Raw genomic sequence first — 22,670 nt, forward strand, 5'->3', positions numbered from 1 at the left:
TATTCAGTATCAAAGGATTGATCATGGGAAGCCAGAGCGGCGACCAGTTCTTCAGAAGCGAGATCACGAAGGATCGCGCGAGCCGTAAGCGCGGCGCCCAAGGCCATATCGTCGAACCGGAGCGTCGGGTGCCGGTTCTGTTCGACGTGGATGTTCTGGTGGTGGGCGGCGGGCCGGCGGGGACCGCGGCCGCGATCTCCGCAGGCCGGCTGGGTGCGCGCGTGCTGCTGGTCGAGCGCTATAATCATCTCGGCGGGCTTTCGACCGGCGGCCTGGTGATCTGGATCGACCGGATGACCGATTGGGACGGAAACCGCGTGATCAGCGGCATCGGCGGCGAGATGATGGACCGCCTGCCGGCCGACGCCATTCTCGGCCCGTCGGCGAAGGAATGGGGAAGCCGGGAACAGGATATCGTCGCCAAATGGCGGCCCCGGCACTCCGCATTTCACGACATCGTCACCTGGGCGCCGATGATCGATCCCGAGGCGCTGAAGCAACTCTCGCTCGACATGGTGCGCGAGGCGGGCGTCGAAATCCTCTTCCATGCCTGGGCATCGGCCCCGATCGTCGGTGACGACGGGCTGGACGGGGTTATCTTCGAAAGCAAGCAGGGCCGCTTCGCCGCGAAGGCCAAGGTGGTGATCGATACGACGGGCGATGGCGACATCTTCGCTGCGGCTGGAGAACGAAGTGCTTCGGACATCGAGGAATCGAGTATCCAGCAATGCATCAACACCGCCTGGCTGTTCGCGGGGACGGACAATGAGCGTTGGCTCGCCTTCCGGAACTCGGATGCCTATGAGGATTTTGTCGCCGCCGGGCGTGCCGCGGTAGGCCAGCTCGAACCGCCCGGTCCAGCCTGGCGCAATGACGTGGCGGTGTTCATGGGCCCTCGCTGGGCGGGCTATGACGGCCTGGACGTTCGCGATCTGACCGAGGTCGAGTTGCGCTCGCGCGACAAGATGGTCGAGCTGCTCGCCTGGTATCGCAAGCATGCGCCAGGTTTCGAGAATGCGTGGATCGCGCTCAGCGCGCCGCAGATCGGGATCCGGCAGACCCGGCGGCTGGTGGGACTGGCGCAGATGACCCGCGACGACTGGCGCAGCGGCGTCGTTCATGCCGACGAGGTCGGTATCAGCCCCAGCCTCGCTCCCAAGTTCGACAGCGTCTCGGTGCCGTTCCGCAGCCTCCTTCCCCAAAAGACCGATCGCTTGATCGTCGCCGGCCGGCACCTCTCCGCCGACGCATCCTCGCAAAGCTTCATGCGCGAAATTCCGCAATGCTGGCTCACCGGCCACGCCGCAGGCGCAGCAGCAGCGTTGGCCGTGGACGGTTCCATCCCGGTTGCGGCATTGTCTGTCGTGGATATCCAGCAAGCTCTTCGGAGCCAAGGCGCTATCCTGCGCGATCCTGTCAGCGCTTCCATGGGAACGCGCCAAGTAGCTGAATGATAAGCGATTGTTCGGGTGCTGTGGCCCTGAATTGAAGGAGATTTCGATGTCGACCGTTCTGATGCCGGACAGCCGTCGTTATGCGCTGCTGATCGATGGCCGGCTGGAGGAAGGCGCAGCCGAGTTCGGGATCGTCGACCCTGCTCGCGGGGCGGTATTCGCGCAGGCGCCCGATGCATCGCGGACGCAACTCGATGAGGCCGTCGCTGCAGCCAGGCGTGCCCAGCCCGGGTGGGGTGGGCTATCCGACGAGGAGCGGCGGCATCACCTCGGCAGATTCGCAGAGGGCATAAGGCAACAGGCTGCAGAGATCGCAAATGTCTTCACCCGCGAGCAGGGACAGCCGTTCGCACATGCCACCCGCGAAATATTGGGCGCGACGCGCTTGATCGAAGCGGTATCGCGGGTCGAGGTACAGCCGGAACTGATCTTCGAAGCTGAAGGTGTTCGGCGGGAGCTTCACTATCGCCCGCTCGGCGTGGTGGGGGCGATTACCCCTTGGAATGTGCCGATTACGATGGCCGCGGGGAAGATCGCGGAGGGGCTTCAGGCGGGTAATACGATGGTGCTCAAGCCTTCGCCTTATACGCCTCTCGGGACGTTGATGCTTGGTGAGATCGCGGCGGAAACATTGCCCGCGGGCGTGCTGAACATCCTTTCGGGTGGCAACGACCTCGGCGCGTGGATGGTGGAGCATCCCGGGATCAATATGATCACTTTCACCGGCTCGACCGCGACCGGCAAGCGGATCGGTGCGGCGGCTTCCACGCATGGCTTGAAGCGTATCGTGCTAGAGCTTGGGGGTAATGACGCGGCGATCGTGCTGGACGATGTCGATGTCGCGACGGCCGCCCCCCGGATCTTTCGCGCGGCCTTCCTCAATAGCGGTCAGGTCTGCATGGCGATCAAGCGGCTCTACGTGCATGAAAGCAAGTTCGATGACATGCGAGCTGCGCTGGTCGAACTGGCGATCGAGGCAAAGCTGGGCGACGGGCTCGAGCCGGGAGTGACGATGGGGCCGCTCCAGAACAAGATGCAATATGAACGGGTAATCGAACTGATGCAGGATGCCGCGGCGCATGGTGCGGTCTTCGAGACAGGGGGAGAGGCCCTGGCGCGGGATGGTTATTTCATCCCGCCGACGATCGCCACCGGTATATCCGATGGTGTGCGCCTCGTTGATGAGGAGCAGTTCGGACCGGTGCTGCCGATCGTTCGATACACCGATATCGACGATGCCATCGCACGCGCGAACAATAGCCCTTACGGACTGAGCGGCTCGATCTGGACGAGTGATGTCAAGCGCGGCTATGCGCTCGCCAGGCGGCTGGAGGTGGGTACCGCCTGGGTCAACAAACATCTTGAGCCGAGTGTCGATGCGCCTTTCGGAGGGGCCAAGGAATCGGGCCTCGGCCGCGTCATGTCGGTCGTGGGGGCCAAGACCTACATGGAGCCTCAGGTGGTCGACATCCAGGCGTGAGCGCGGCGGCGGGATCGCAGCAAGCATTTCTCCTTTCCACGTCGAACGAGAGCGGGGCGGCACAATGAAAGAGAATCGGCGGGGAACAGAGGCCTTTCTCATGCAGGCGGCGGTGGTCCGTGAGCCGCATGGCGGCATACGGTTCGAAGAGGTGATTATCACGCCGCCCCGCGCGGACGAAATTCTCGTCCGGAACGTCGCGACGGGAATTTGTCACACCGATATCAATGGTCTTGAAGGGCGTCTGCCTAGCCCTTTGCCGATCGTTCTCGGCCATGAAGGGAGCGGTGTGGTGGAGGCTGTCGGCGCCGAGGTACATGATGTGGCGCCGGGCGATCATGTCGTCATGACCTACCTGACATGTGGTGCCTGCCGCGAATGCACGTCCGGGCATGAATCGAGCTGCAGGTCCGCTGGCCGGCTATGTTTTTCCGGTGCCAGGCCCGATGGGAGCCATGCCCTGCAAGGCCATGATGGCGGCGTATTGAACGATCGATTCTTTGGGCAATCCTCTTTCGCACAATATTCGATCACGCATCGCAGCAACGTCGTGAAGGTATCGAAGGATCTGCCGCTCGCTCTTCTGGGGCCTCTTGGCTGCGGGATCATGACGGGTGCCGGCGCATCGTGGAATATCCTGCAGGTTCAGCCCGGCATGAGTTTCGCGGTTTTCGGTTCGGGAGCCGTCGGTCTCAGCGCGCTGATGGCGGCCCGCATCGCCGGCGCGTCGACAATCATCGCCATCGACCGTGTGCCCGAGCGACTGGAACTCGCCCGGTCGCTCGGTGCGACCCATGTCGTCGATGCAGGGTGTGAGGATCTGGCCGAAGCCGTGCGCGCCATAGCGCCTGATGGCGTCGACCGGACGATCGACACGACTGGCCGGCTGGCTGTAATGGGGGACGCTGTGCGGGTTCTTGCCCAGCGCGGTATCGCGGCGCTGGTCTCTCATGCCGAAGCGGATGGGCTCACTCTCAGTGTAAAGGATATGATCCTCAGTTCCAAAAGCATATGCGGCGTCGCTGAAGGTGGGAGATCGGCAGCTAGTAACATCAACCGTATATTGAGCCATTTTGCGAAGGGAGATTTCCCTTTCGACCGACTTATAAAAACCTATCCGTATAAGCAGATTGAGGCGGCAATCGATGACAGTCTTTCGGGAGCCGTGATCAAGCCCATCATCTGCTGGGAATGATCATGATATCATCTGGAAAATATAAAATCCGATATCGCATTAGTTCGAAGAGACGGACTATCACCTGTCAAAACAATTTTCAGGCAAGTGATTGATCTTCCGCTGAAATCGGAAAATGGTTTTGGATCAGGCGGTGGATTGTCTCCACGATCTTTTCCTTCCGCTTGACAAGGTCTTCCGACTGACCGCCGACCGCCACGGCGAGTGGCCTTCCTCTGGGATCGACATTGTCCGGGAGCCTGATAGCAATGGCGCCATAGCCGGGTGCGACGAGACCCTGGACGAAAAGATAGCCATTTTCGCGAAGCAATTGAATATTCGCAAGAGCGTCACGTTCCGAATGCTGGCGCCCATCTTCGGCTTCGGCCGCAGCGCGCCGGACCAATCGGCGGACCTCATCGTCTGATGCATCGCGGAGCAACGCGAATCCTGTGGCGGACTGGACCAGCAGGCGGCGCGACCCCACTGCGAGGTAATAACCCAGTTCCCCCCCGCCGAGGACGACGTGGAGATATTGCGAATAGATACTGAAGCGGGCCGCCAACATCACCGTGCAACCCGTTTCGTTCGCTGTTTCTTCCAGCATCCGACGCAGGCGTCCTTCGCGAATGGGTGTGCCTTCGAGCCAGGAGCCGAGCAACAGGACGCGAAAGGAGGGGAGGTAGCCATGTGTTTCGCGGGAATAATCCAGATATCCCATACGCTCGAGGCTGTGCAGCAAAGCAGCGGCGGAGGATTGCGGATAGCCCAGGCGCCGGCCGACCTCGATGGCGGTGAGTTCACCCCTGACGAGGTCGAACAATTCCAGTATTTCCAGCGTGCGCTGCGTCGATTTGATGATGGCGCCTACGCGATTTACCGGCCGGAGCTGTTGCCCGAGCTCGGTGCTGCCGGACAGTGGTACGTCTCCATCCTCGATCGCTGTTTCCGTCATGGATTCATTGTACCGCATCGCGGAGTGCTGGGAAGCCGCTCCTGTCGATTCAATGGCGATTGGGACGGAACGGTGCTTTTGCTGGCAGGAGCAGCAGGAGCATAGCTCCAGCGAACAGGGCTGGAATGCATGACATGATGGCGAACTGATAGGTCTGATGCTGGTCGTACAACATGCTGGCGATGAGAGGGCCGACACCCGCTCCGAAGCTGATCGTGCCCATGGCGATCCCGAACAGCAGTCCGTAATGCCGCATGCCGAAGTAGCTGGCGATCGCATAGGCGATCACGTCAATCTCCGCTCCCAGTCCGGCGCCGACGCATATCGCGACAATGACGGCCGAGACCAGTGACTGATCGAATGGCAGGAGCATAAGACAACCGACGATCGGCAACAGGAAGGTCATTGCGCCGATCAGGCGAATGTCGGCGCGATCGAGCAAGGCGCCACAGCAGAGGCGGGCCACGATCGAGGCCAGCCCTGCGCAGCCAACCAACATGGCCGCTTCCGACCGGCCAATACCCCTTTCGGTCAACATGGGCACGAGATCCACGATCAGCGCACCGAGCGGCAGCGTGGCGAGAAGCGCGGCGAGGGTGATCTGCCAATAGGCAGCCGACCGTAGACCGCCGCGGATCGATATGCCCGGAATTGCGGCTCGCTCGGATTTGGTCTTCGCTTTCGCTCGTCCGAGATCGGAGGCATCCCGAAAGAAGAAGAAAACCAGCGGTAGCAGGATGACTGCGGAACCGATGCCCAATATGGGGAATGTCGCGCGCCAGCCGAAGACGGCAATCAGCTTCATTGTCAGCGTCGGCACGAACGCTATGCCTACGCCGGTTCCGCAGAAGGCGATCGCCATCGCTATTCCCCGCCTTGTCCTGAAGCGGCCGGCGACCGTGGTGGCCCATACATTGGGTTTCATGCAAACGGTGCCCAGGGACACGACGCCCCAGCAGAGTACCCAGCTCAACGGGGTGGATGCTCCGAGAGTGAGTAGCGCGAATCCCGCGCAATACACGCAGGAACCGATGAGCGCGATCACGCGCGCGCCGACACTATCGACGAGATGGCCGATGATGGGCGCCATTGCGACCGAAATGACACTTACAATGGTTATGCCCAGAGAGATTTGCGTGCGGGACCAACCCAGATCCTGGCTGATCGGCTCCATGAACAGGCCGAGCGTATTCGTGTGCAACTGCGATATCAGGAGACCGATCAACGACGTTGCCAGCAGCATTGCGCCCGATCTGAGCGTTTCATCACGGGCGCTGGTAGACAATCCGGTTTCGGATAACAGCGTGCGTTGGCTGAAAGTGCTCGCCGCCGGCGTCTTTGTCGGCATCAAATCTTTGCGTCCGGATGGCGTGATCGTCATCAACGTCCCTTTTTCAAGCCGCCGTCTGGCTGACGAATTTGGTGGCCAGATAGGCGTCGATGGCCTCGGTGCCGCCCTCCGAGCCATAGCCGGAATCCTTGACACCGCCGAAGGGAACTTCGGGAAGTCCGATGCCGAAACCATTGATGGACAGCATGCCAGCTTCGATCGCGGATGCAGCGTTCGTCGCGGTCAGCGTCGATCCAGTGAAAGCAAAGGACGCAAGTCCGTAGGGAAGCCGATTGGCTTCGGCGATGGCTTCGTCAAAGGATGAGAAGCTCGATATTAGAGCAAGCGGGCCGAAGGGCTCCTCGTTCATCGCCCGCGCCTCACGAGGCACGCCGGTGAGCACGGTCGGTTCGTAAAAATAGCCCTTATTCGCTATCCTTTTGCCGCCGGTTTCCAGGCGGGCGCCTTTCCGGGCCGCATCCGCCACCATTTCCTCCATCGCCGTCACACGCCGAGGATTGGCAAGCGGCCCCATCTGCGTCCCCTCATCCATTCCGTCGCCAATCCGAAGAGCCCGGCTTTTCGAGACGAAAGCCTGGACGAAATCGTCATGGATCCGTTCGTGAACGAGAAAGCGGGTCGGGGAAACACAGATCTGCCCGGCATTTCTGAACTTCCAGCCGACCAGCGCGGCCGCGGCGGTCTCGACGTTTGCATCCTCGAAAAGAAGCGCCGGGGCATGCCCGCCAAGTTCCATGGTGGCCCGCTTCATGTGCTGGCCGGCGAGGCCAGCGAGGTGCTTGCCGACCTGGGTCGAGCCGGTGAAGGTGATCTTGCGGACCACCGGATCGCTGATGAGCCGTTCCGATATCTGGTCCGGGCGCCCATAAACGAGATTGAGCACGCCCTTTGGCAATCCTGCGTCGAGGAACGCCTGGACCATGGCGGCAGGTGCCGCCGGTGTTTCCTCAGCCGCTTTCAGGATAATCGAGCAGCCGGCGGCAAGCGCGGTACCGACTTTTCGCGCTACCTGGCTCACAGGGAAGTTCCAGGGCGTGAAGCCTGCTACGACGCCGACGGGCTCCTTGAGGACCAATTGATAGGTGCTCGAGGTACGGGCCGGCACAACCCGCCCGTAGATGCGCTTCGCCTCGTCCGCCATCCAGTCCACGATATCGGCTGAACCTATGACCTCGCCGCGCGAGTCATAAAGGGGTTTTCCTTGCTCAAGCGTCATCAGGCGAGCGATGTCCTCGCTGCGTTCGCGTATCAGTTCGGCAGCACGACGCAACACGCGCGATCGTTCGACTGCGGGCGTGCCGCGCCATATGTGAAAACCGGCCTCCGCTTCCCTGACGGCATCGGCGAGATCGCTCTCTTCGGCATGCGCGACCTCACCGATCCGTTCTTCCGTCGCTGGATTGATTACCGGAATCACCCTGCCTGCCCCGCCATCGCGCCAGCGGCCGCCGATGAGAAGCTGCGTATCGGGATAGGTCGATTTGGTCACCTCGGTCACATCCTCGGATTTGCATCGCGCTATTCGGCACTCGGGCCGAAGGCGGATTTTCAGGGTCCCGCTTCGATACGGGGCTTGAACCTGCAGATGCATCGGTTTGCTGACGCTTCGCAAGGCGACCCGTCCATTCAGGCCGGGCCGCATATTGGAAACCACATATGTGGTTTTGAAGGTTTGGCCTCGTCCCGACCTCGACAGATTACCTAAACCGGAAAAGTATAAGGGCGCGATGGTGAAATCATCTCCGCCACAATCGCGGGTGCAATAAGTTTTCGGGAAAATTGGGAAGGACATAGGTGGATCTCCATTTGAGAGATAAGGTCGCGTTTGTGACGGGAGCAAGTCGAGGGATCGGTTTTGCTATTGCATCGGAACTAGCTAAAGAGGGCGTTGCAGTTGGCATGGTGGCGCGGGACCCCGATCAACTGAACGCCAGCGTGGGCGAAATTCGTGCCCAGGGTGGACGCGCTTTTGCTGTTGCAGCCGATATCAGCCGCTCGGATGAAGTCCGTCGTAGCATCCAGATGGTCGAGCGTGAATTGGGCTCGATCGATATCCTCGTCAACAATGCGGGCTCTTCTCCCATGGGGACGATCGAGCACATGCCGGACGAGGCCTGGGCCAAATCGCTCGAGCTCAAGCTGATGGGCTATGTGCGCTGTAGCCGAGAACTGGTGCCATCCATGCGCGCACGGAGCAGCGGGCGCATCATCAACATCGTGGGCAGGAGCGGAAGGCAGCCACGATCGACCTACATGGTCGGGGGAGCCGTAAATGCCGCCCTGCTCAACTTCACCAAGGCGCTGGCAGACGATCTTGCGGCGAGCAACATCCTCGTCATCGGAGTCAATCCAGGGCCCATTCAGACCCGACGCATGGATAGCCTGCTCGAACAGAGCGCCGAAATCAATGGATCGTCGCAGGAGACGGCTGCCCGCTCCTCCCGGGAATCGGTTGCGCTGGCGCGGGCAGGCCGGCCCGACGAGGTGGCCGGGCTAGTAGCCTTTCTTTGCTCCGATCGCGCCTCGTACATCACAGGCACCTGCATCGACGTGGATGGCGGAGGAACCGCCTGCATCTGACGCCCGGAGCGGCGGGCAGGCACCAACAACTAACGGCAAGCCCGCTGAGCAAGACGGGCCAAGTGATAGGGGAGTTGAAATCATGAGTATGATCACCACAGCATTGGCCGACATCAAACTGGCGCAAGGGCGCACGCGATCCGCTCGGATGTGCGCTCTGTTGGCCTCGGTCGCTACGTCTATGGCGTGGTCGTCGGCCACCTTCGCGGCAGCAGCCAACGATGCGCCCCCAGCGGCGGCAGTTGAGGCGGAGGGGGCCAATGGCGCCGCAGCGGAGCTGGTGAGTACGGGCATGCAGGATATCGTGGTGACGGCGCAGAAGCGTGCGGAGAATATCCAGAAGGTCCCGCTTTCGATCATCGCCAAGTCGGGCGGACAGCTCGAACAAGCCGGCGTGACGAACATCACCGAACTTCAGAAGATTGTACCGAATCTGAGCTTCACATCCAATTCGCAGGCTTCCAGCGCGGTCATTCGGATCCGGGGGTTCGGGTCGATCGCCAATTCGGCCATCGATCCAGACGTCGCTTCCTATATCGACGGCGTCTATATCGCGCGGCCGGGTGCGATGCTCACCAGCTTCCTGGACGTCTCCTCGATCGAGGTGCTGCGTGGACCGCAAGGTACGCTGTTCGGCCGCAATTCGGCCATCGGCGCCATCTCGCTGACGACGAACGCGCCGTCTCTTACCAAGGCATCGGGTGAGGCCTATGTCGAATATGGGAGCTACAACGAATATAAGCTGCAGCTCATCGGCAATGTGCCGGTCAGCAATAACTTCGCTCTGCGTGCTGCCGGTTTCTACAAGAGCTTCGACGGTTATATCCGCAACAATCTGGACGGTCGGCGATATGGCGGCACGAACACGCTCGCCGGACGCCTGTCCGCCAAGTGGGAGATCACGCCCAATCTGACGTGGGTGGTTCGCGCTGACTATGCGAAGATGGGTGGCGATGGATTCAATCTTGCCCAGGTCTATGCGAGCAGCGCGACGCCGGCCCAGCTCGCGTCCTATGTCAGCAGGCTGGGTGGGCCGGCGAATGCTCCGACGATATCCGATCGGCCCACCTATCGAGCAAACCAGCGTTTCGACGATCCGACGCTCAACGACCGGCAGGGCGGTGTCGTCAGTGATATGAGTTTGCAGTTCGGCAAAGGCTACACTCTTCGCCTGATCAACGCCTACCGCGAGTGGCACAATCGCCAGACCGATGGCGACATCATGATGACGCCACTCGATATCCTCAATCGTCGTGGGCGCTATTCAAGCACTAACCAGAGCCATGAACTGCAGATCCTGTCGCCCAAGGACGAACTGCTCGACGGACGATTTAATTTCGTGCTGGGCCTTTATTATTTCCGCGAGCGGTACAAGACGACCGAGACGCTGGATTTCGGTTCCCAGTTCTGCAGCTTCATCCTTCCGCTTCTCGGCAGGTCAGCAGGTATCCCATCTTGCCTGGCCAGCCCTCAGCTTGCGGCTTCGGTCGGCAATTTCAACCAGCTCGGGAAAAGCCTGGCGGCCTATGCGCAGGCGGATTTCAAGCTGACACCCCAACTCGTGCTGACGGTCGGCGCGCGCGGCACCTTCGATCGAAAGGACGGCCGGTTCGAGCAGACAATCAACAATTCGGCGGCGACCATCGTTCGCGCATCGGAACTCACCACGGGCTTGCGCTTCCGCAAGGACCGCCCGACCTGGCGCTTCAATCTCAGCTGGGAACCCACCGATGGCGTGATGACATTCGCCTCGTACTCGACAGGCTACAAGTCGGGTGGATTCAATCAGAGCGGTGGCGCGCCTGCGCTTACGCGTGTGGATCGAACCTTCAATGCCGAGACGACGACCGAATATCAGGCGGGCATAAAGAGCGCGTGGCTCAATCGGCGCCTGGTGCTGAACGCCAATCTCTATCAGACGGACCTGCACAATTTTCAGGACAAGTCCTTCAATGGCGTCACCTTTCTCGTTCGCAATGCGGGCGATATCCGGGCTCGTGGTGCCGAGTTCGAGGGGCAGATATTGCCTGTCGATCGCTTCAAGATCGAATTTTCCGGCGCCTATATCGACTCGGTATATAGCCGCAATGTGAATGCGCCCGGCCTGCCCGGTTGTACCGGCGCGGCGAATTCCTGTCCGAGGGTTCAGGACCTCACTGGCCGTCCGACCTCATTCGCACCGAAGTGGACGCTCTATGGCGCAGTCGAATATGAGACGCCGACATTCCTCGGCGGCTTCAAGGCCGTGGCGAGAGGCGATGTCAGCTACACCGATCGGATGTACACGTCGAATGACGCCAATCCCCAAGGGATCGTGGCCAGCCGCACGCTCTTCGGCGCTCGCATCAATCTGATCAGCCCGGATCGTAGCTGGACACTATCGATATATGGGCAGAACCTGACCAACGCGCATTATTATAACTACAGCTTCCAGCAGTTGCTCGCTTCGGCACTGGGTGGAAATGTGCCTGCCACGGGCGCTACGCTGCTGCGAGCCTATATGGGACCGCCAAGGACGCTGGGCGCCAGCATCAAGAAAAGTTTCTGACCGACCGGCTCGTCTCCGCAGGGAATCCGGCCCTGCGGGGGCGAGCCTCGATGCCGATCCGGTCTGACTCGATTGATCGGATCGGTAAATCGATGTCCCGATGCTTTGAAGTAGCCGCTTTCCGGCGCCCTTGGAGGTTCCCATTCGATGGATTTTGCCCTCAGCGACGAGCAGCGGATGCTCCAGGAACTCGTCGCGCGTTTCGTTGCTGATGAACTTCTTCCTCTGGAAGCCGGACTGTTGAAGCGGGAGGCAGACGGTGGGGATTTTGCGCTCGATCGACATGAGCAGGAAAGGCTGGACCGGCGGGCCGGCGAGCTTGGCCTCTTTGGCCTCGACGCGCCGGAAGATGTCGGCGGCGCCAACCTGCCGATGGTCGCCATCGTCGGCGTCGAGGAGGAACTCGGGCGGTCGATCGTTCCCTACAGCCTGCCGCCGGATAGTCCCAACCTGCGCATGTTGATGGAAACGGTCACGGATCGTCAACGCGAAGCCTATCTCGCGCCTTACGTTGCGGGCACGCTCGTCTCGGCGATTGCGATTTCAGAGCCCGGGGCGGGCTCGGACCCGATGGCGATGACGACACGCGCCACGCGAGACGGTGATGACTGGATACTCAACGGCCGCAAGATCTGGATAAGCCGCGCCGACAAGGCTGATTTCACCATCGTCATGGCCGTGACTGGGCGATCGTCTGGTGATCGTCCCGCTATCTCTGCTTTCATCGTGGATCGGGATACGCCGGGGCTGCTGCTGGAGCGGCGCATCGCCATGATCGGTGGGCAGACGAGCTATGAAATCGCTTTGGACAATTGTCGGATCGGAGGCTGGAAACTGCTTGGATGCGAAGGTGAAGGCTTCGCGCCGATGCAGACTCGCCTGGGTACGCGAAGGGTGCAGATGGCGGCGTGGGCGGTGGGCATGGCTCAGCGGTCACTTGATATGATGATCGCCTTCGCGCCGGAGCGATCCACTTTCGGCGTTCCGCTGTCGGAACGTCAGGCGGTGCAGTTTTGGATCGCCGAGGCTGCTACCAAGATTCATGCCGCGCGACTGATGGTCTATGACTGTGCATGGAAGATCGATCAGGGCGAAGATGTCCGTTCCGAAATCTCCATGATCAAATGGTTCGCTGTCGAGATGGCCTATGCAGTCGTCGATAACGCGATGCAGCTATTCGGGGCGATGGGCATGACCAAGGATCTGCCGCTCCATCTGATGCAGTCCAAGCTGCGCACGATGCGAATCTATGACGGCCCGACCGAGATCCACAAATGGGTGGTTGCGCGCCGGCTCCTCGGCACCAGGCGATAGGGGACACGCCGTGCAAGAGCTTTGGGGGGATGGAGTAAGCCTGCGGTTGCAGGGGCCGGTGGCGGTCATCACGATCGACAACCCGCCCCATAATCATGTTTCGCCGGCGATGATGGCCGCTTTGGCGGATTGTCTCGCCGCCGCGGACGCGGAAAGTCAGGTGCGTGTCACGCTCCTCACCTCGGCGGGCAAGAGCTTCTGCGCTGGCGCCGATTTTACAGGCGGCGGCCGTTCCGCCGATGATGATATGACCCAGGCATCGCGCCTATATGGGGAAGCCGCCCGTATCATTCGGCTGCGCAAGCCGATCGTCGCGGCCATTCAGGGGGCCGCCATCGGAGCAGGCCTGGGCTTGGCCCTGTTATGCGATTTTCGGATCGCTTCGACCGAGGCGCGCTTTGCCGCCAATTTCGTGAAGCTTTCCTTTCATCCGGGCCTTGGGCTCACCTACAGCCTGCCGCGCGCGGTGGGCGCGCAAAGGGCTTCGCTGATGCTTCTGACCGGCCGCCGGCTGAAGCCGGAAGAGGCGCTCCACTGGGGTTTGATCGATGGGCTGGCCCAACCGGACGCGCTGTTCGATCATGGGCTGGGCGTTGCCATGGAAATCGCTGGAAATGGGCCCCTTGGCGTGACCGCGACCCGCCAGACCATCAGGGCTGATCTGGTTGCCGGTTTTGAAGGGAGCATTGCAACCGAACTCGCCGCGCAGCGGCTGCTGCGCGTGAGCGACGACTTTGAAGAAGGTGTCCGTGCGGTGGCCGACCGGCGGCACGGAAACTTCACCGGACGATGACAGATATTGTAGCGGAGCCCCGACGATGACCAGCCTGAACGATAAGCCGAGCGGACCGCTGTCGGGCATTCGCATCCTCGACCTGACCAGCGTGGTCAATGGCGCTTACGGCACTCAGATACTCGCCGATCAGGGCGCCGACGTGATCAAGCTCGAATATCCCGGAGACGGCAGCGAGCGTGGCGGTGATATCATGCGCTGGGCCGGTGCGCCTCCGGAAGGGGCTAAACCTGGCATGGGGCCGATTTTCTTGATGATCAACCGGAACAAGCGATCGCTTCTGCTTGACCTCCGGCAGGATTCGGCCCGCGACACGCTTAGAGGCCTGGTAGCCTGGTGCGATGTGCTGGCCACCTCCGTCCGTTATGACGGAATGGTCCGGCTCGGCCTAAGCTATGAGGACGCGGCGGCGATCCGACCGGATATCGTCTATGCCCACGCCGCCGGGTTCGGGTCGGACGGTCCGCGTGCCGGCGAGCCGGCCTATGACGATCTCATCCAGTCCGCTTCGGGGTTCACCGATATCCTTTCACGGGTGGATGGCGATCCCACGCCTCGCATGATGCCGACCCTTATTGCCGACAAGGTGTCGGGCCTGTTCTTCGCGCAGGCCGTGAGCGCCGCACTTCTTCATCGGGAACGTACAGGGGAGGGGCAGTTCATCGAGGTTCCGATGATGGAGGCGGTGACCAGCTTCCTGCTTGTGGAGCATCTTTACAATCAGACCTTTATCCCTCCCACCGGCGACTGGGCCTATGACAGGATCGTCAACCCCAATCGCAAACCATTCCGCACGAAGGACGGCTATATCAGCTTGCTGCCCTATACCGATCGGCATTGGGAAGCCTTCTTCGCGGCGGCGGGCTTCGATGAAGGAACCCGATCAGACCCGCGCTTCATCGGACATCCGAACCGCGTGAAAAACGCTCGTGAGCTTTACGGGCTGGTCGAACGGGCGGCAGCTCAGAAAACGTCGCGGGAGTGGCTCGACATCCTTCAGCCGCTCTCCATTCCGGCCACGCTGGTGAACCGCCTCGACGATCTGCCGTCAGATCCTCAGCTCGCAGCGGTCGACTTCTTCCAATCCTTCGATCATCCGGAGATCGGGCTCTATCGGCAGGTCAAGCCGCCCGTCCGGTTTTCCAGGACGCCGGCGAGCATTTACCGCCATCCGCCGATGCTGGGCGAGCACACGCAAGAGATTCTGGCGGAGCTTGAAGATGGCGGTAGGGTTGACAGCTAATAGTCTCGGCCGCGACGGCGCATGCGCGCCCGGTCCCACCACTGCCTAGGCCAGAAGCAGATCGGAAGCTTTTTCCGCCATCATGATGACGCATGCATTGATGTGCGCACCCACGATGCTGGGCATCGCGGATGCATCCACGACCCGAAGATTGTCAACGCCATGAACCCGTAGCTCAGGGTCCAGAACACGGCCCATGCCCGCTGTTCCGCACGCATGGTTGATGGTTCCTGTCGTCTGGCGGATCCACGACGCGATCTGCGTTTCGCTAGAGCGTTCGGCGGGGTCGATGGGCGCGCCGCGAAAGGGCGCGAATGGCGCCGTTTCCACCACGTCCAGCGCGATGCGGCTGGCTTTGACGAGGCTATCCAAATCCTCCGGATTCGATAGGAAATTGAGCTGGATGGCCGGCGCGACACGGGGGTCGCGTGATCGGAGTCGCACCCATCCGCGGCTTTTCGGTCGCAGTAGCACGGGGCGGACGGAGAAGCTATCTTCGAACGCGCTGCGCACGCCAGGAAACCAGATATGAGGCTGGAGGCTTGATCCGCGAAAAATGATCTCAGTGTCCGGGCAAGACAAGCCCTTGTCCGTTTTGATGAAGGCGCAGGCGCCCGGCAGCATGGTGGCGGGGCCAGTGCCGCGAAGATAGGCCTGGATCATGGCTCTGCCGATCCGGTCGGCGCGCATCAACCCGTGGAACGGTCCGGGTTGTCGGCGGCGCCACGAAAAGAAGGCGCCAGGATGATCCTGTAAGTCCTGGCCGACGGGCAGATTCGTTCGGACGGCGATGTCGAAGGCGCGAAGATGGTCCGCTGGCCCGATGCCGGAACGCATCAGCAGAAGGGGGGTATTGATGGCACCGGCACTCAGAATCACTTCGCGTCGAGCAAATGCCTTCCTCAGCTTGTCGCGACGGCGATAGGAAATACCCGTCGCGCGATTCCCTTCGAACAGTATTTCTGTCACGAGTGACCGGGGAAGAACCGTAAGCCTTGGTCTTCCCGCTGCCGGTTTCAGATAGGCGCGTGCCGTGGAGTGGCGATAGCCATTGCGCAAGGTGAATTGCATCCAGCCGAAGCCTTCGGCGTCCGCGCCATTAATGTCATGGCTTTCAGGAAATCCGGCAGCTTTGCCTGCTTCGAGCCAGGCGGCCAGCAACGGATCCCGACTAGCGCCTGAGCATGTATGCAGCGGTCCGGAGCCTCCCCGCCAGAAATCCTCCCCGCCTTCCCATGTCTCGGCTCGCTTGAAATAAGGCAGGACGTCCTCAAACGACCATCCGGGAGCGCCTTCGCCAGCCCAACGATCATAGTCATTCGGATGGCCGCGCGTATAAGCCATGAAATTGACCGAACTCGATCCACCTAGCGTCTTCCCCCTGATGAGCGGGACGCGCTGGCCTGTGAGACTGGTTTCGGGAAGGCTATCATAGCCCCAGTCGTGGAGTCGCCAATCCTGGAGCTTGCCCAGGCCGAGAGGCACATGGATCAGCGGATCGAGGTCCCGCCCCCCCGCCTCCAGCAGCAGCACCGAATAGGTGCCATCGGCCGTCAGGCGATTGGCGAGCACACATCCTGCGCTTCCCCCACCGACAATGATGAAATCGAAGGTCTCTCCAGTTTTCGTCATTGAGGTCGACTATCCGAGGAACCCGCGTTCAAGAACCCAGGGCGTTGAAAAACACAGATGTGGCTTTGCTGTCCAGGCCGGCTGTGAGAACCCCGTCGGGCTTGCGCGAACAGGACATTGCGCGCACCAAATTCGCATTATGACAGCCCAGTTGGAAACATTTTCGGAGGCCCGCCTCGAGGCAATCGAGGCGCAGATCGATGGCGTTTCGGCCGTCAGCGAGATCTGGCAGGGGCTCTCATCCTTGGATGATCGGCAGGCCTACGCTCTGCAGGTTCAACTCGCGGCTCACCGGGGGCGGCGTGGCGACCCGGTGATCGGTTACAAGGCGGCCTACACGGCGCCTGATGCCCCTGGGGGACCCCGGGTAGGAACGCTGCGCCAGGATCACATGCTTGCTTCAGGTGATGTGGTCCCCTTGTCCGGTGCGACGCTGCTCGAAGCGGAGATCGCGGTTCGCCTCGGACGGGATTGCCCGGGCGGAGTCGATCGCGACGCCGTTCGGGATATGATCGAAGCGCTGATGCCTTCTTTCGAGATCGTACCGATGCTGGAGCGGCGCAGCGGCTGGAGCCGGGCACAGTGGATCGTGGCAAACAAGATCGGCGGCCATGTAGTGCTGGGTGCGCCGGTCTGCGACCCGGCCATGATCGATCTTGTTTTGGAACAGGTGACGCTTGTGGTCGATGACGGCGCTGAGATTTCCGGATCGGGCGCGCTGGTGATGGGCGATCCCATGGATTCGGTGCGGTTCGTCGCCGACACCTTGGCGCGGGCCGGAGGGATGCTGGAGGCCGGTAGTGTCGTGATCACCGGCGCCATGACCAGACCGGTCATGCTTGACGGATCGGAGGCGCGCGCGCGCGCTGATTTCTCGAGCCTGGGGCGCATCGCGGTGGATTTCCATCGCATCCCATGACGGCTGGCACGTGCGTCGCTTTCTCCTGGCGAGCAAGGACGAAGCGCGCATTCAGAAAAAGAAGAGGATCTTGAATGTCCGAGTTATTGTCAGGCGCGAGAGACAGTCAGGCCCTGCCCACCGGGGGGCACTTCCTGGTCGAAATGCTTCGCCGGCAGGGCGTGACCCGCATTTTCACCGTACCCGGCGAAAGCTTCCTGCCAGTGCTGGATGCGCTGGTCGACGTGCCCGAGATCGAGATCATCACCTGCCGTAACGAAGGTGGTGCCGCGATGATGGCCGAAGCCCACGGCAAATTGACCGGAGAGCCGGGAATCTGCTTCGTCACCCGAGGCCCAGGTGCAACCAATGCCAGCTGCGGCGTTCATGTCGCGGCGCAGGATTCGACACCCATGATCCTGTTCATCGGGCAGGTCGATCGCCAGGCGATGGGCCGCGAAGCCTTTCAGGAAATCGAATTCCGGGAGATGTTCCGTCCGCTCGCCAAATGGGTCGCCCAGATCGACGAAGGCGATCGACTGGCGGAACTCTTGGGCAGGGCATTCGCCACCGCGACCTCCGGTCGGCGCGGCCCGGTCGTCCTGGCGCTGCCCGAAGATATGCTGGCGGAGCCGGTGAAGCGGCAGCCTGCTCTGCGCTATCAACCCAGCGAACCTGGCGTTGATGCTGCTGATGCTGACCGGCTGCTGCAGTTGCTTGCGAAAGCGCGCAGGCCGCTGCTGCTGCTGGGCGGCGGCGGATGGGATGTCGGGGCGTGCGACGATGTCAGGTCGTTCGCCGAACGTTGGAAAATCCCGGTGGCGGTTTCCTTCCGGTGCCAGGGCCTGATGGACAATGCCCATCCCTGCTATGTCGGCGACCTCGGTATCGGACCCGGCCCTGCGCTGGTGGAAGAGGTCGAGGCCAGCGATCTCCTTATCATATTGGGAGCCCGGCTGGGTGAGGTGACCACGGCCGGCTACAAACTGATCGATATTCCCGAGCCGCGCCAGCCGATCGTCCATATCCATCCATCGGCCGAAGAACTGGGCCGGGTCTACCGTCCGGCGCTCGCGATACAGGCGGGAGTCCGGTCGATGGCCCGCTCCCTGGCGGCGATGGAACCTGAAGGGATAAGGTCGAGCATCCCATGCGAAGCGCTTCGGGCGGCATATCTGGCATGGACTGAAGTGCCAGCGATCCCTGGGCACGTTCAAATGGGCGACATCATGAGGTGGCTGCGGGACCGGCTGCCTGCCGACAGCATAATTACCAATGGCGCCGGGAACTATGCGTCCTGGCCCAATCGATATTATCGGTACCGGGGACTAGGAACAATGCTCGCGCCTACGTGCGGGTCCATGGGATATGGATTACCCGCGGCAATCGCTGCCAAGCTTCACCATCCCGAGCGTGCGGTGATCGCCTTTGCTGGCGATGGCTGCCTGATGATGTCGATGCAGGAGATAGCGACTGCCGTAAAATATCGCGCGGCAGTGATCATCCTTATTGTCAACAATGGCATGCTGGGCACAATTCGCCTGCATCAAGAGCGCGATTTCCCGGGCCGTGTGATCGCAACCGATCTTGCCGGCCCTGATTTCGCCGCGATCGCGCGAGGGTTCGGCGCGCATGGCGAAACTGTGCGCTCAACCGAGGAATTCGCCCCCGCCTTCGGCCGCGCGATCGCCTGTGGCGGGCCGGCGCTGATCGACATCATCGTTGACCCCGATGCGCTGACCCCCACGATGACGCTTACGGCATGGCGAGCGGTAGCCGAAGAGCGGCTGGCTTCCATCGGGATGTAGAGCAGCAGCGATGTTGGGCAATGAAGTGAAAACGGAGCCGCCCCTTTGTGCAGCATGGCGACCGACAGGACGACCGAAACGCGTGATTCCTCCGGCGGGCGCGTGGGACATGCACGCCCATCTGGTCGGCCCGGCAACAACTCAGTCTGCCACTCGCCTGTTCACGGCGCCGGAAGCGACCGTTCATGACTACATAGGATTGCTCGATCAGCTTGGCATCCAACATGGCATGATCGTCCAGCCTACAGTACATGGCCATGACCATCATATCCTGCTGAACGGATTGCGGGCCTATCCAAGCCGACTGTCGGGGGTTGCCGTAGTCAACGCCGAAATGGCGCCAGCCGAACTTGACCTTCTGCGCGATGCCGGCGTCATCGGGGCCAGGCTATTCGATATATATGGTGACGGCGCCGCGATGGCGGACCTGGAGTCGATCGCGACGCTCTGTGCCGAGCGAGGCTGGTTCCTGCAGCTTGCCGGGCCCGGACGGCTCTACCCTCTACTGGAAGCGCGCCTCGCCTCGCTCCGCCTGCCTGTCGTGATCGATCATCTCGGTTGGATGGATCTGACGGATGGGGCGACAGGTGGCATCCTTGATTGCCTGCTGCGGCTGGTCCGATACGACCATGTCTACCTTAAGCTTTCGGCGCTCAATCGGCTATCGAAGCAGGGGCCGCCCTTCGCGGATGTCGTGCCGCTCGCTCGCTCACTAATCGATGTCGCGCCCGAGCAAATTCTCTGGGGCAGCGACTGGCCCCATATCGGGCTCCCCGATGCCACGCCTGGCACGGAAGCGGTTCTTGATTTCCTGGCCGATTGCACGTGCAACGCCCGGCAGGAGCTTATCCTAGTACATAACCCCCGGAAGCTGTTCCGAGCCACAAAGGACGCGCGACCATGAATTCGATGGGCCGGCCCCAAACCGATCACCGGATGGCCATGCCGGATGGCGCTATCCTACATGTCGCAATCGATGATTTTACCGATCCCTGGGTGCAGGCGGGAAGCATAGTCTTCCTCCATGGGCTTGCGGAATCCGGCCTTCTCTGGCGCGCTTGGAGCCCTGCATTTTCCCGCCGGTGGCGCGTCATTCGCCCCGATCATCGCGGATTTGGCCTTTCATCGCCAGTATCCGCCGATTTTACTTGGAGTCTCACGAAGCTCGAGGACGATTTAGAGACGTTGCTCGATCAGCTCGAACTCGACAGCGTTCACCTCGTAGGCGCGAAGATCGGGGGAACCTTGGCGCTGGATTTCGCGGCTCGGCGGCCGGAACGCTTGCTCAGCGTCACCGCGATCGGCGCTCCTCTTTCCATGGTCGAAAGAAGCGACCAGCTATCCGCCGCGGTTGCCCAAATCGGTAGCGACGGTGTTGAAAGCTGGGTGCGCGAAACGACTGCCGGCAGGATGGGAGCCTCGATGGGTGAGATCGAGGTTCAATGGTGGATCGATCTGATGAGTCGCACACCTGCGAATACGTTGCTGGGATTTATGCCGATGGTAGCGACCATAGATGTGCGTCCATTACTCGACCAGATTTCGATCCCCACTCTTCTTCTGACGTCGTCCCACGGCTTGTTCTCGCCCGATGAACTCATCGGCTGGCAGCGAGCGGTGCCGGACAAGCGCAAGATTTGCGTCATCGACACCGATTCCTATCATCTCGCGGCATCGCATCCCGACAGTTGCACAGAGATTGTCGTGCGTTTCCTAGAGGATGTGGAAAGCGGCCGATCATCGCCGTGGCGAACCGAACCACTGAGAGGAGATCAGGTATGACATTGGCTGGAAAAACCCTCCTCATAACCGGGGGGAGCCGCGGGATTGGCAAGGCCATCGCCCTTCGCGCAGCCGCGGACGGCGCGAATATCGTCATCGCCGCCAAGACCACCGAGGCGCATCCCAAGCTGGAAGGGACGATCTTCACCGCCGCTGACGCCATCGAACAGGCGGGTGGGCGGGCTCTGCCCCTGGCACTCGACGTCCGTGATGCCGAGGCGGTAGAAAGAGCGGTTGCGACGGCTGCAGCTCATTTCGGCGGCATCGACATCTGCGTGAACAATGCGTCGGCCATAGACCTGTCCAGCACAGAAGCTATCGAGATCAAGCGCTTCGATCTGATACAGCAGATCAACATGCGCGGAACTTTCATCGTGTCTCGCGCCTGCCTGCCCTATCTGCGCGCTGCCTCAAATCCTCATATCCTGGCGCTGTCGCCCCCGTTGGCCATGAGAGCCGACTGGTTCGCACAGCATCTGCCTTACACAATCAGCAAATATGGCATGTCGATGGTGATGTTCGGATTGGCTGAGGAACTCAAGTCCGACGGCATCGCCTGCAATGCACTCTGGCCGAGAACAACTGTCGCGACGGCAGCTGTCCAGTTTGCACTAGGCGGCGAGCCGTTGATGCGGCGGTCGCGCAGGCCGGAAATCATGGCCGATGCGGCATATGCAATTTTCTGTAGGCCGGCCCGATCTTGCTCGGGCCGCTTTTTCTTTGACGATGAAGTTCTACGCGAAGAAGGCCAGGTTGATCTTGATAAATATCGGTATAATCCGATCGAAACTCTGCAGGCGGATATCTTTGTAGACGAAGATGATCCGGAGTTGAAATAATCATCTCAACGGGATGCGAGGCGATTAGGTATCGTTCCAGGTCGTAAAACCGAGCTGGCCGGATGCCAGAGAGCACAGCTCTCTCAATCTGGCGGCTATGTTACCGTCTGCGCGTAAATCCGCTTGCGTCGGATTGCCAATGGCGGTCATCGAAAAGACCATTTCACCGAAGCGATCGAATATCGGCGCCGCGATGGCGTCGAATCCGAAATGCTGCTCCCCCGATGAAAAAGACAGGCGGATGCGCTTGATCTCCTCGAAGGCTATGCTGAGATCGGCATTAAGTTTGGAGGCTGTTATTTTTCGTTCGCGAGCTAATTGAGCGATCTCGGCGCTCAGAAGCGGCTCGATCGCAGCGGGCGCCGTGAGTGCGGCCCACAGCCGCCCCGTGGCCGACGTCGCCAACGGCAGGACGGTACCTTCGCCGATCCGCAAAGAGATCGAGCCCCCTGCACCGCTGATCCAGCGCACCACGGTTGTTCCTGCGGTGCCCCACACATTCAGATGGATGCCGCTGATATTCGGGAGCGACCGCGCTTCTTCCAATGCTCGCAGGGCGATCTCCATGCCATCCATGCGGCGCAATGCTTCCAGCCCTAGCTGCACGGCAAGGGGTCCTAGGCCATAACGGCCGCTTGTTGGATCCTGAACAGTGAGCCCGCCTTCGCCGAAACTGACCAGATAGCGATAGACGTTGCTTGGCGCCATCTGCACATGGGCAGCGATCTGTGCCAGCGGCACCGGTTCTCGGCCGTTCAGCAGAGCGCTCATGATCCGCAGTGCCGCGCGCGCGGATTGTACCCCATGTGGGACCTTGCC

18 protein-coding genes are annotated in these 22,670 nt (G+C 61.2%); 13 read left to right on the forward strand and 5 right to left on the reverse strand.

What is annotated here, in order from left to right; genetic code table 11:
- The first annotated feature begins 23 nt into the window (after positions 1 to 23).
- The 3 genes from CMV14_RS06995 (at position 24) to CMV14_RS07005 (ending at position 4,129) form a co-directional block, all read left to right on the forward strand.
- Positions 24 to 1,454 carry an FAD-dependent oxidoreductase gene (locus CMV14_RS06995; protein WP_096367685.1) on the forward strand — a complete coding sequence of 477 codons (1,431 nt, stop codon included), beginning with the start codon at positions 24 to 26 and terminating at the stop codon, positions 1,452 to 1,454.
- A 46-nt stretch (positions 1,455 to 1,500) separates the two neighbouring features.
- Complete coding sequence (locus tag CMV14_RS07000) at positions 1,501 to 2,934, forward strand: aldehyde dehydrogenase family protein (RefSeq protein ID WP_238147216.1); 1,434 nt, start codon at positions 1,501 to 1,503, stop codon at positions 2,932 to 2,934.
- 64 nt (positions 2,935 to 2,998) lie between these two features.
- A complete protein-coding gene (locus CMV14_RS07005) occupies positions 2,999 to 4,129 on the forward strand; it encodes an NAD(P)-dependent alcohol dehydrogenase (RefSeq protein ID WP_066960634.1) in 1,131 nt (376 codons plus the stop codon).
- A 79-nt stretch (positions 4,130 to 4,208) separates the two neighbouring features.
- Here the strand turns inward: CMV14_RS07005 and CMV14_RS07010 are convergent, their stop codons facing one another.
- From CMV14_RS07010 to CMV14_RS07020, 3 genes are read right to left on the reverse strand one after another with little or no spacing between them, the layout of a single operon-like run.
- The gene (locus CMV14_RS07010) at positions 4,209 to 5,081 is read right to left on the reverse strand and encodes an IclR family transcriptional regulator (RefSeq protein WP_176489012.1); all 873 of its coding nucleotides are present in this window, start codon (positions 5,079 to 5,081) and stop codon (positions 4,209 to 4,211) included.
- 31 nt (positions 5,082 to 5,112) lie between these two features.
- Positions 5,113 to 6,444 carry an MFS transporter gene (locus CMV14_RS07015; protein WP_176489011.1) on the reverse strand — a complete coding sequence of 444 codons (1,332 nt, stop codon included), beginning with the start codon at positions 6,442 to 6,444 and terminating at the stop codon, positions 5,113 to 5,115.
- Positions 6,445 to 6,457: 13 nt separating this feature from the next.
- On the reverse strand, positions 6,458 to 7,912 hold the full coding sequence (locus CMV14_RS07020; protein WP_238147217.1) for an NAD-dependent succinate-semialdehyde dehydrogenase: 1,455 nt from the start codon (positions 7,910 to 7,912) through the stop codon (positions 6,458 to 6,460).
- 296 nt (positions 7,913 to 8,208) lie between these two features.
- On the opposite strand from CMV14_RS07020, the gene CMV14_RS07025 reads away from it, so the two are divergent.
- The 5 genes from CMV14_RS07025 to CMV14_RS07045 all read left to right on the forward strand — a co-directional run bounded on the left by CMV14_RS07025 (position 8,209) and on the right by CMV14_RS07045 (position 14,892).
- The gene (locus CMV14_RS07025; RefSeq protein ID WP_066960627.1) at positions 8,209 to 8,994 is read left to right on the forward strand and encodes an SDR family NAD(P)-dependent oxidoreductase; all 786 of its coding nucleotides are present in this window, start codon (positions 8,209 to 8,211) and stop codon (positions 8,992 to 8,994) included.
- 82 nt (positions 8,995 to 9,076) lie between these two features.
- Positions 9,077 to 11,542 carry a TonB-dependent receptor gene (locus tag CMV14_RS07030; RefSeq protein WP_176489010.1) on the forward strand — a complete coding sequence of 822 codons (2,466 nt, stop codon included), beginning with the start codon at positions 9,077 to 9,079 and terminating at the stop codon, positions 11,540 to 11,542.
- 147 nt (positions 11,543 to 11,689) lie between these two features.
- Complete coding sequence (locus CMV14_RS07035) at positions 11,690 to 12,856, forward strand: acyl-CoA dehydrogenase family protein (protein ID WP_066960621.1); 1,167 nt, start codon at positions 11,690 to 11,692, stop codon at positions 12,854 to 12,856.
- A gap of 58 nt (positions 12,857 to 12,914) precedes the next feature.
- Complete coding sequence (locus CMV14_RS07040; RefSeq protein WP_238147218.1) at positions 12,915 to 13,649, forward strand: enoyl-CoA hydratase/isomerase family protein; 735 nt, start codon at positions 12,915 to 12,917, stop codon at positions 13,647 to 13,649.
- Positions 13,650 to 13,674: 25 nt separating this feature from the next.
- On the forward strand, positions 13,675 to 14,892 hold the full coding sequence (locus CMV14_RS07045) for a CaiB/BaiF CoA transferase family protein (protein WP_066960618.1): 1,218 nt from the start codon (positions 13,675 to 13,677) through the stop codon (positions 14,890 to 14,892).
- A 45-nt stretch (positions 14,893 to 14,937) separates the two neighbouring features.
- On the opposite strand, the gene CMV14_RS07050 is transcribed toward CMV14_RS07045, so the two are convergent.
- Positions 14,938 to 16,524, reverse strand: a complete 1,587-nt coding sequence (locus CMV14_RS07050) for a GMC family oxidoreductase (protein WP_066960615.1) — start codon at positions 16,522 to 16,524, stop codon at positions 14,938 to 14,940.
- 139 nt (positions 16,525 to 16,663) lie between these two features.
- Between CMV14_RS07050 and CMV14_RS07055 the strand changes: the two genes are divergently transcribed.
- The 5 genes from CMV14_RS07055 (at position 16,664) to CMV14_RS07075 (ending at position 21,851) form a co-directional block, all read left to right on the forward strand.
- Positions 16,664 to 17,443 (forward strand): 2-keto-4-pentenoate hydratase, encoded by a 780-nt coding sequence (locus tag CMV14_RS07055; protein WP_066960612.1) that lies wholly within the window; start codon positions 16,664 to 16,666, stop codon positions 17,441 to 17,443.
- Between the two features lie 143 nt (positions 17,444 to 17,586).
- The gene (locus CMV14_RS07060; RefSeq protein ID WP_238147285.1) at positions 17,587 to 19,230 is read left to right on the forward strand and encodes a thiamine pyrophosphate-binding protein; all 1,644 of its coding nucleotides are present in this window, start codon (positions 17,587 to 17,589) and stop codon (positions 19,228 to 19,230) included.
- 10 nt (positions 19,231 to 19,240) lie between these two features.
- Positions 19,241 to 20,134 (forward strand): amidohydrolase family protein, encoded by an 894-nt coding sequence (locus CMV14_RS07065; RefSeq protein WP_083215715.1) that lies wholly within the window; start codon positions 19,241 to 19,243, stop codon positions 20,132 to 20,134.
- Positions 20,131 to 21,012 (forward strand): alpha/beta fold hydrolase, encoded by an 882-nt coding sequence (locus CMV14_RS07070; protein WP_083215714.1) that lies wholly within the window; start codon positions 20,131 to 20,133, stop codon positions 21,010 to 21,012. Before CMV14_RS07065 ends, CMV14_RS07070 begins: the two co-directional genes overlap by 4 nt.
- A complete protein-coding gene (locus tag CMV14_RS07075) occupies positions 21,009 to 21,851 on the forward strand; it encodes an SDR family oxidoreductase (protein WP_066960606.1) in 843 nt (280 codons plus the stop codon). The genes CMV14_RS07070 and CMV14_RS07075 overlap by 4 nt, the downstream gene beginning before the upstream one ends.
- A gap of 24 nt (positions 21,852 to 21,875) precedes the next feature.
- Here the strand turns inward: CMV14_RS07075 and CMV14_RS07080 are convergent, their stop codons facing one another.
- Complete coding sequence (locus CMV14_RS07080) at positions 21,876 to 22,622, reverse strand: IclR family transcriptional regulator (protein ID WP_066960603.1); 747 nt, start codon at positions 22,620 to 22,622, stop codon at positions 21,876 to 21,878.
- Positions 22,623 to 22,670 lie beyond the last annotated feature (48 nt).

It is taken from the genome of Rhizorhabdus dicambivorans (assembly GCF_002355275.1).
In the GTDB taxonomy this organism is placed as follows: domain Bacteria; phylum Pseudomonadota; class Alphaproteobacteria; order Sphingomonadales; family Sphingomonadaceae; genus Rhizorhabdus; species Rhizorhabdus dicambivorans.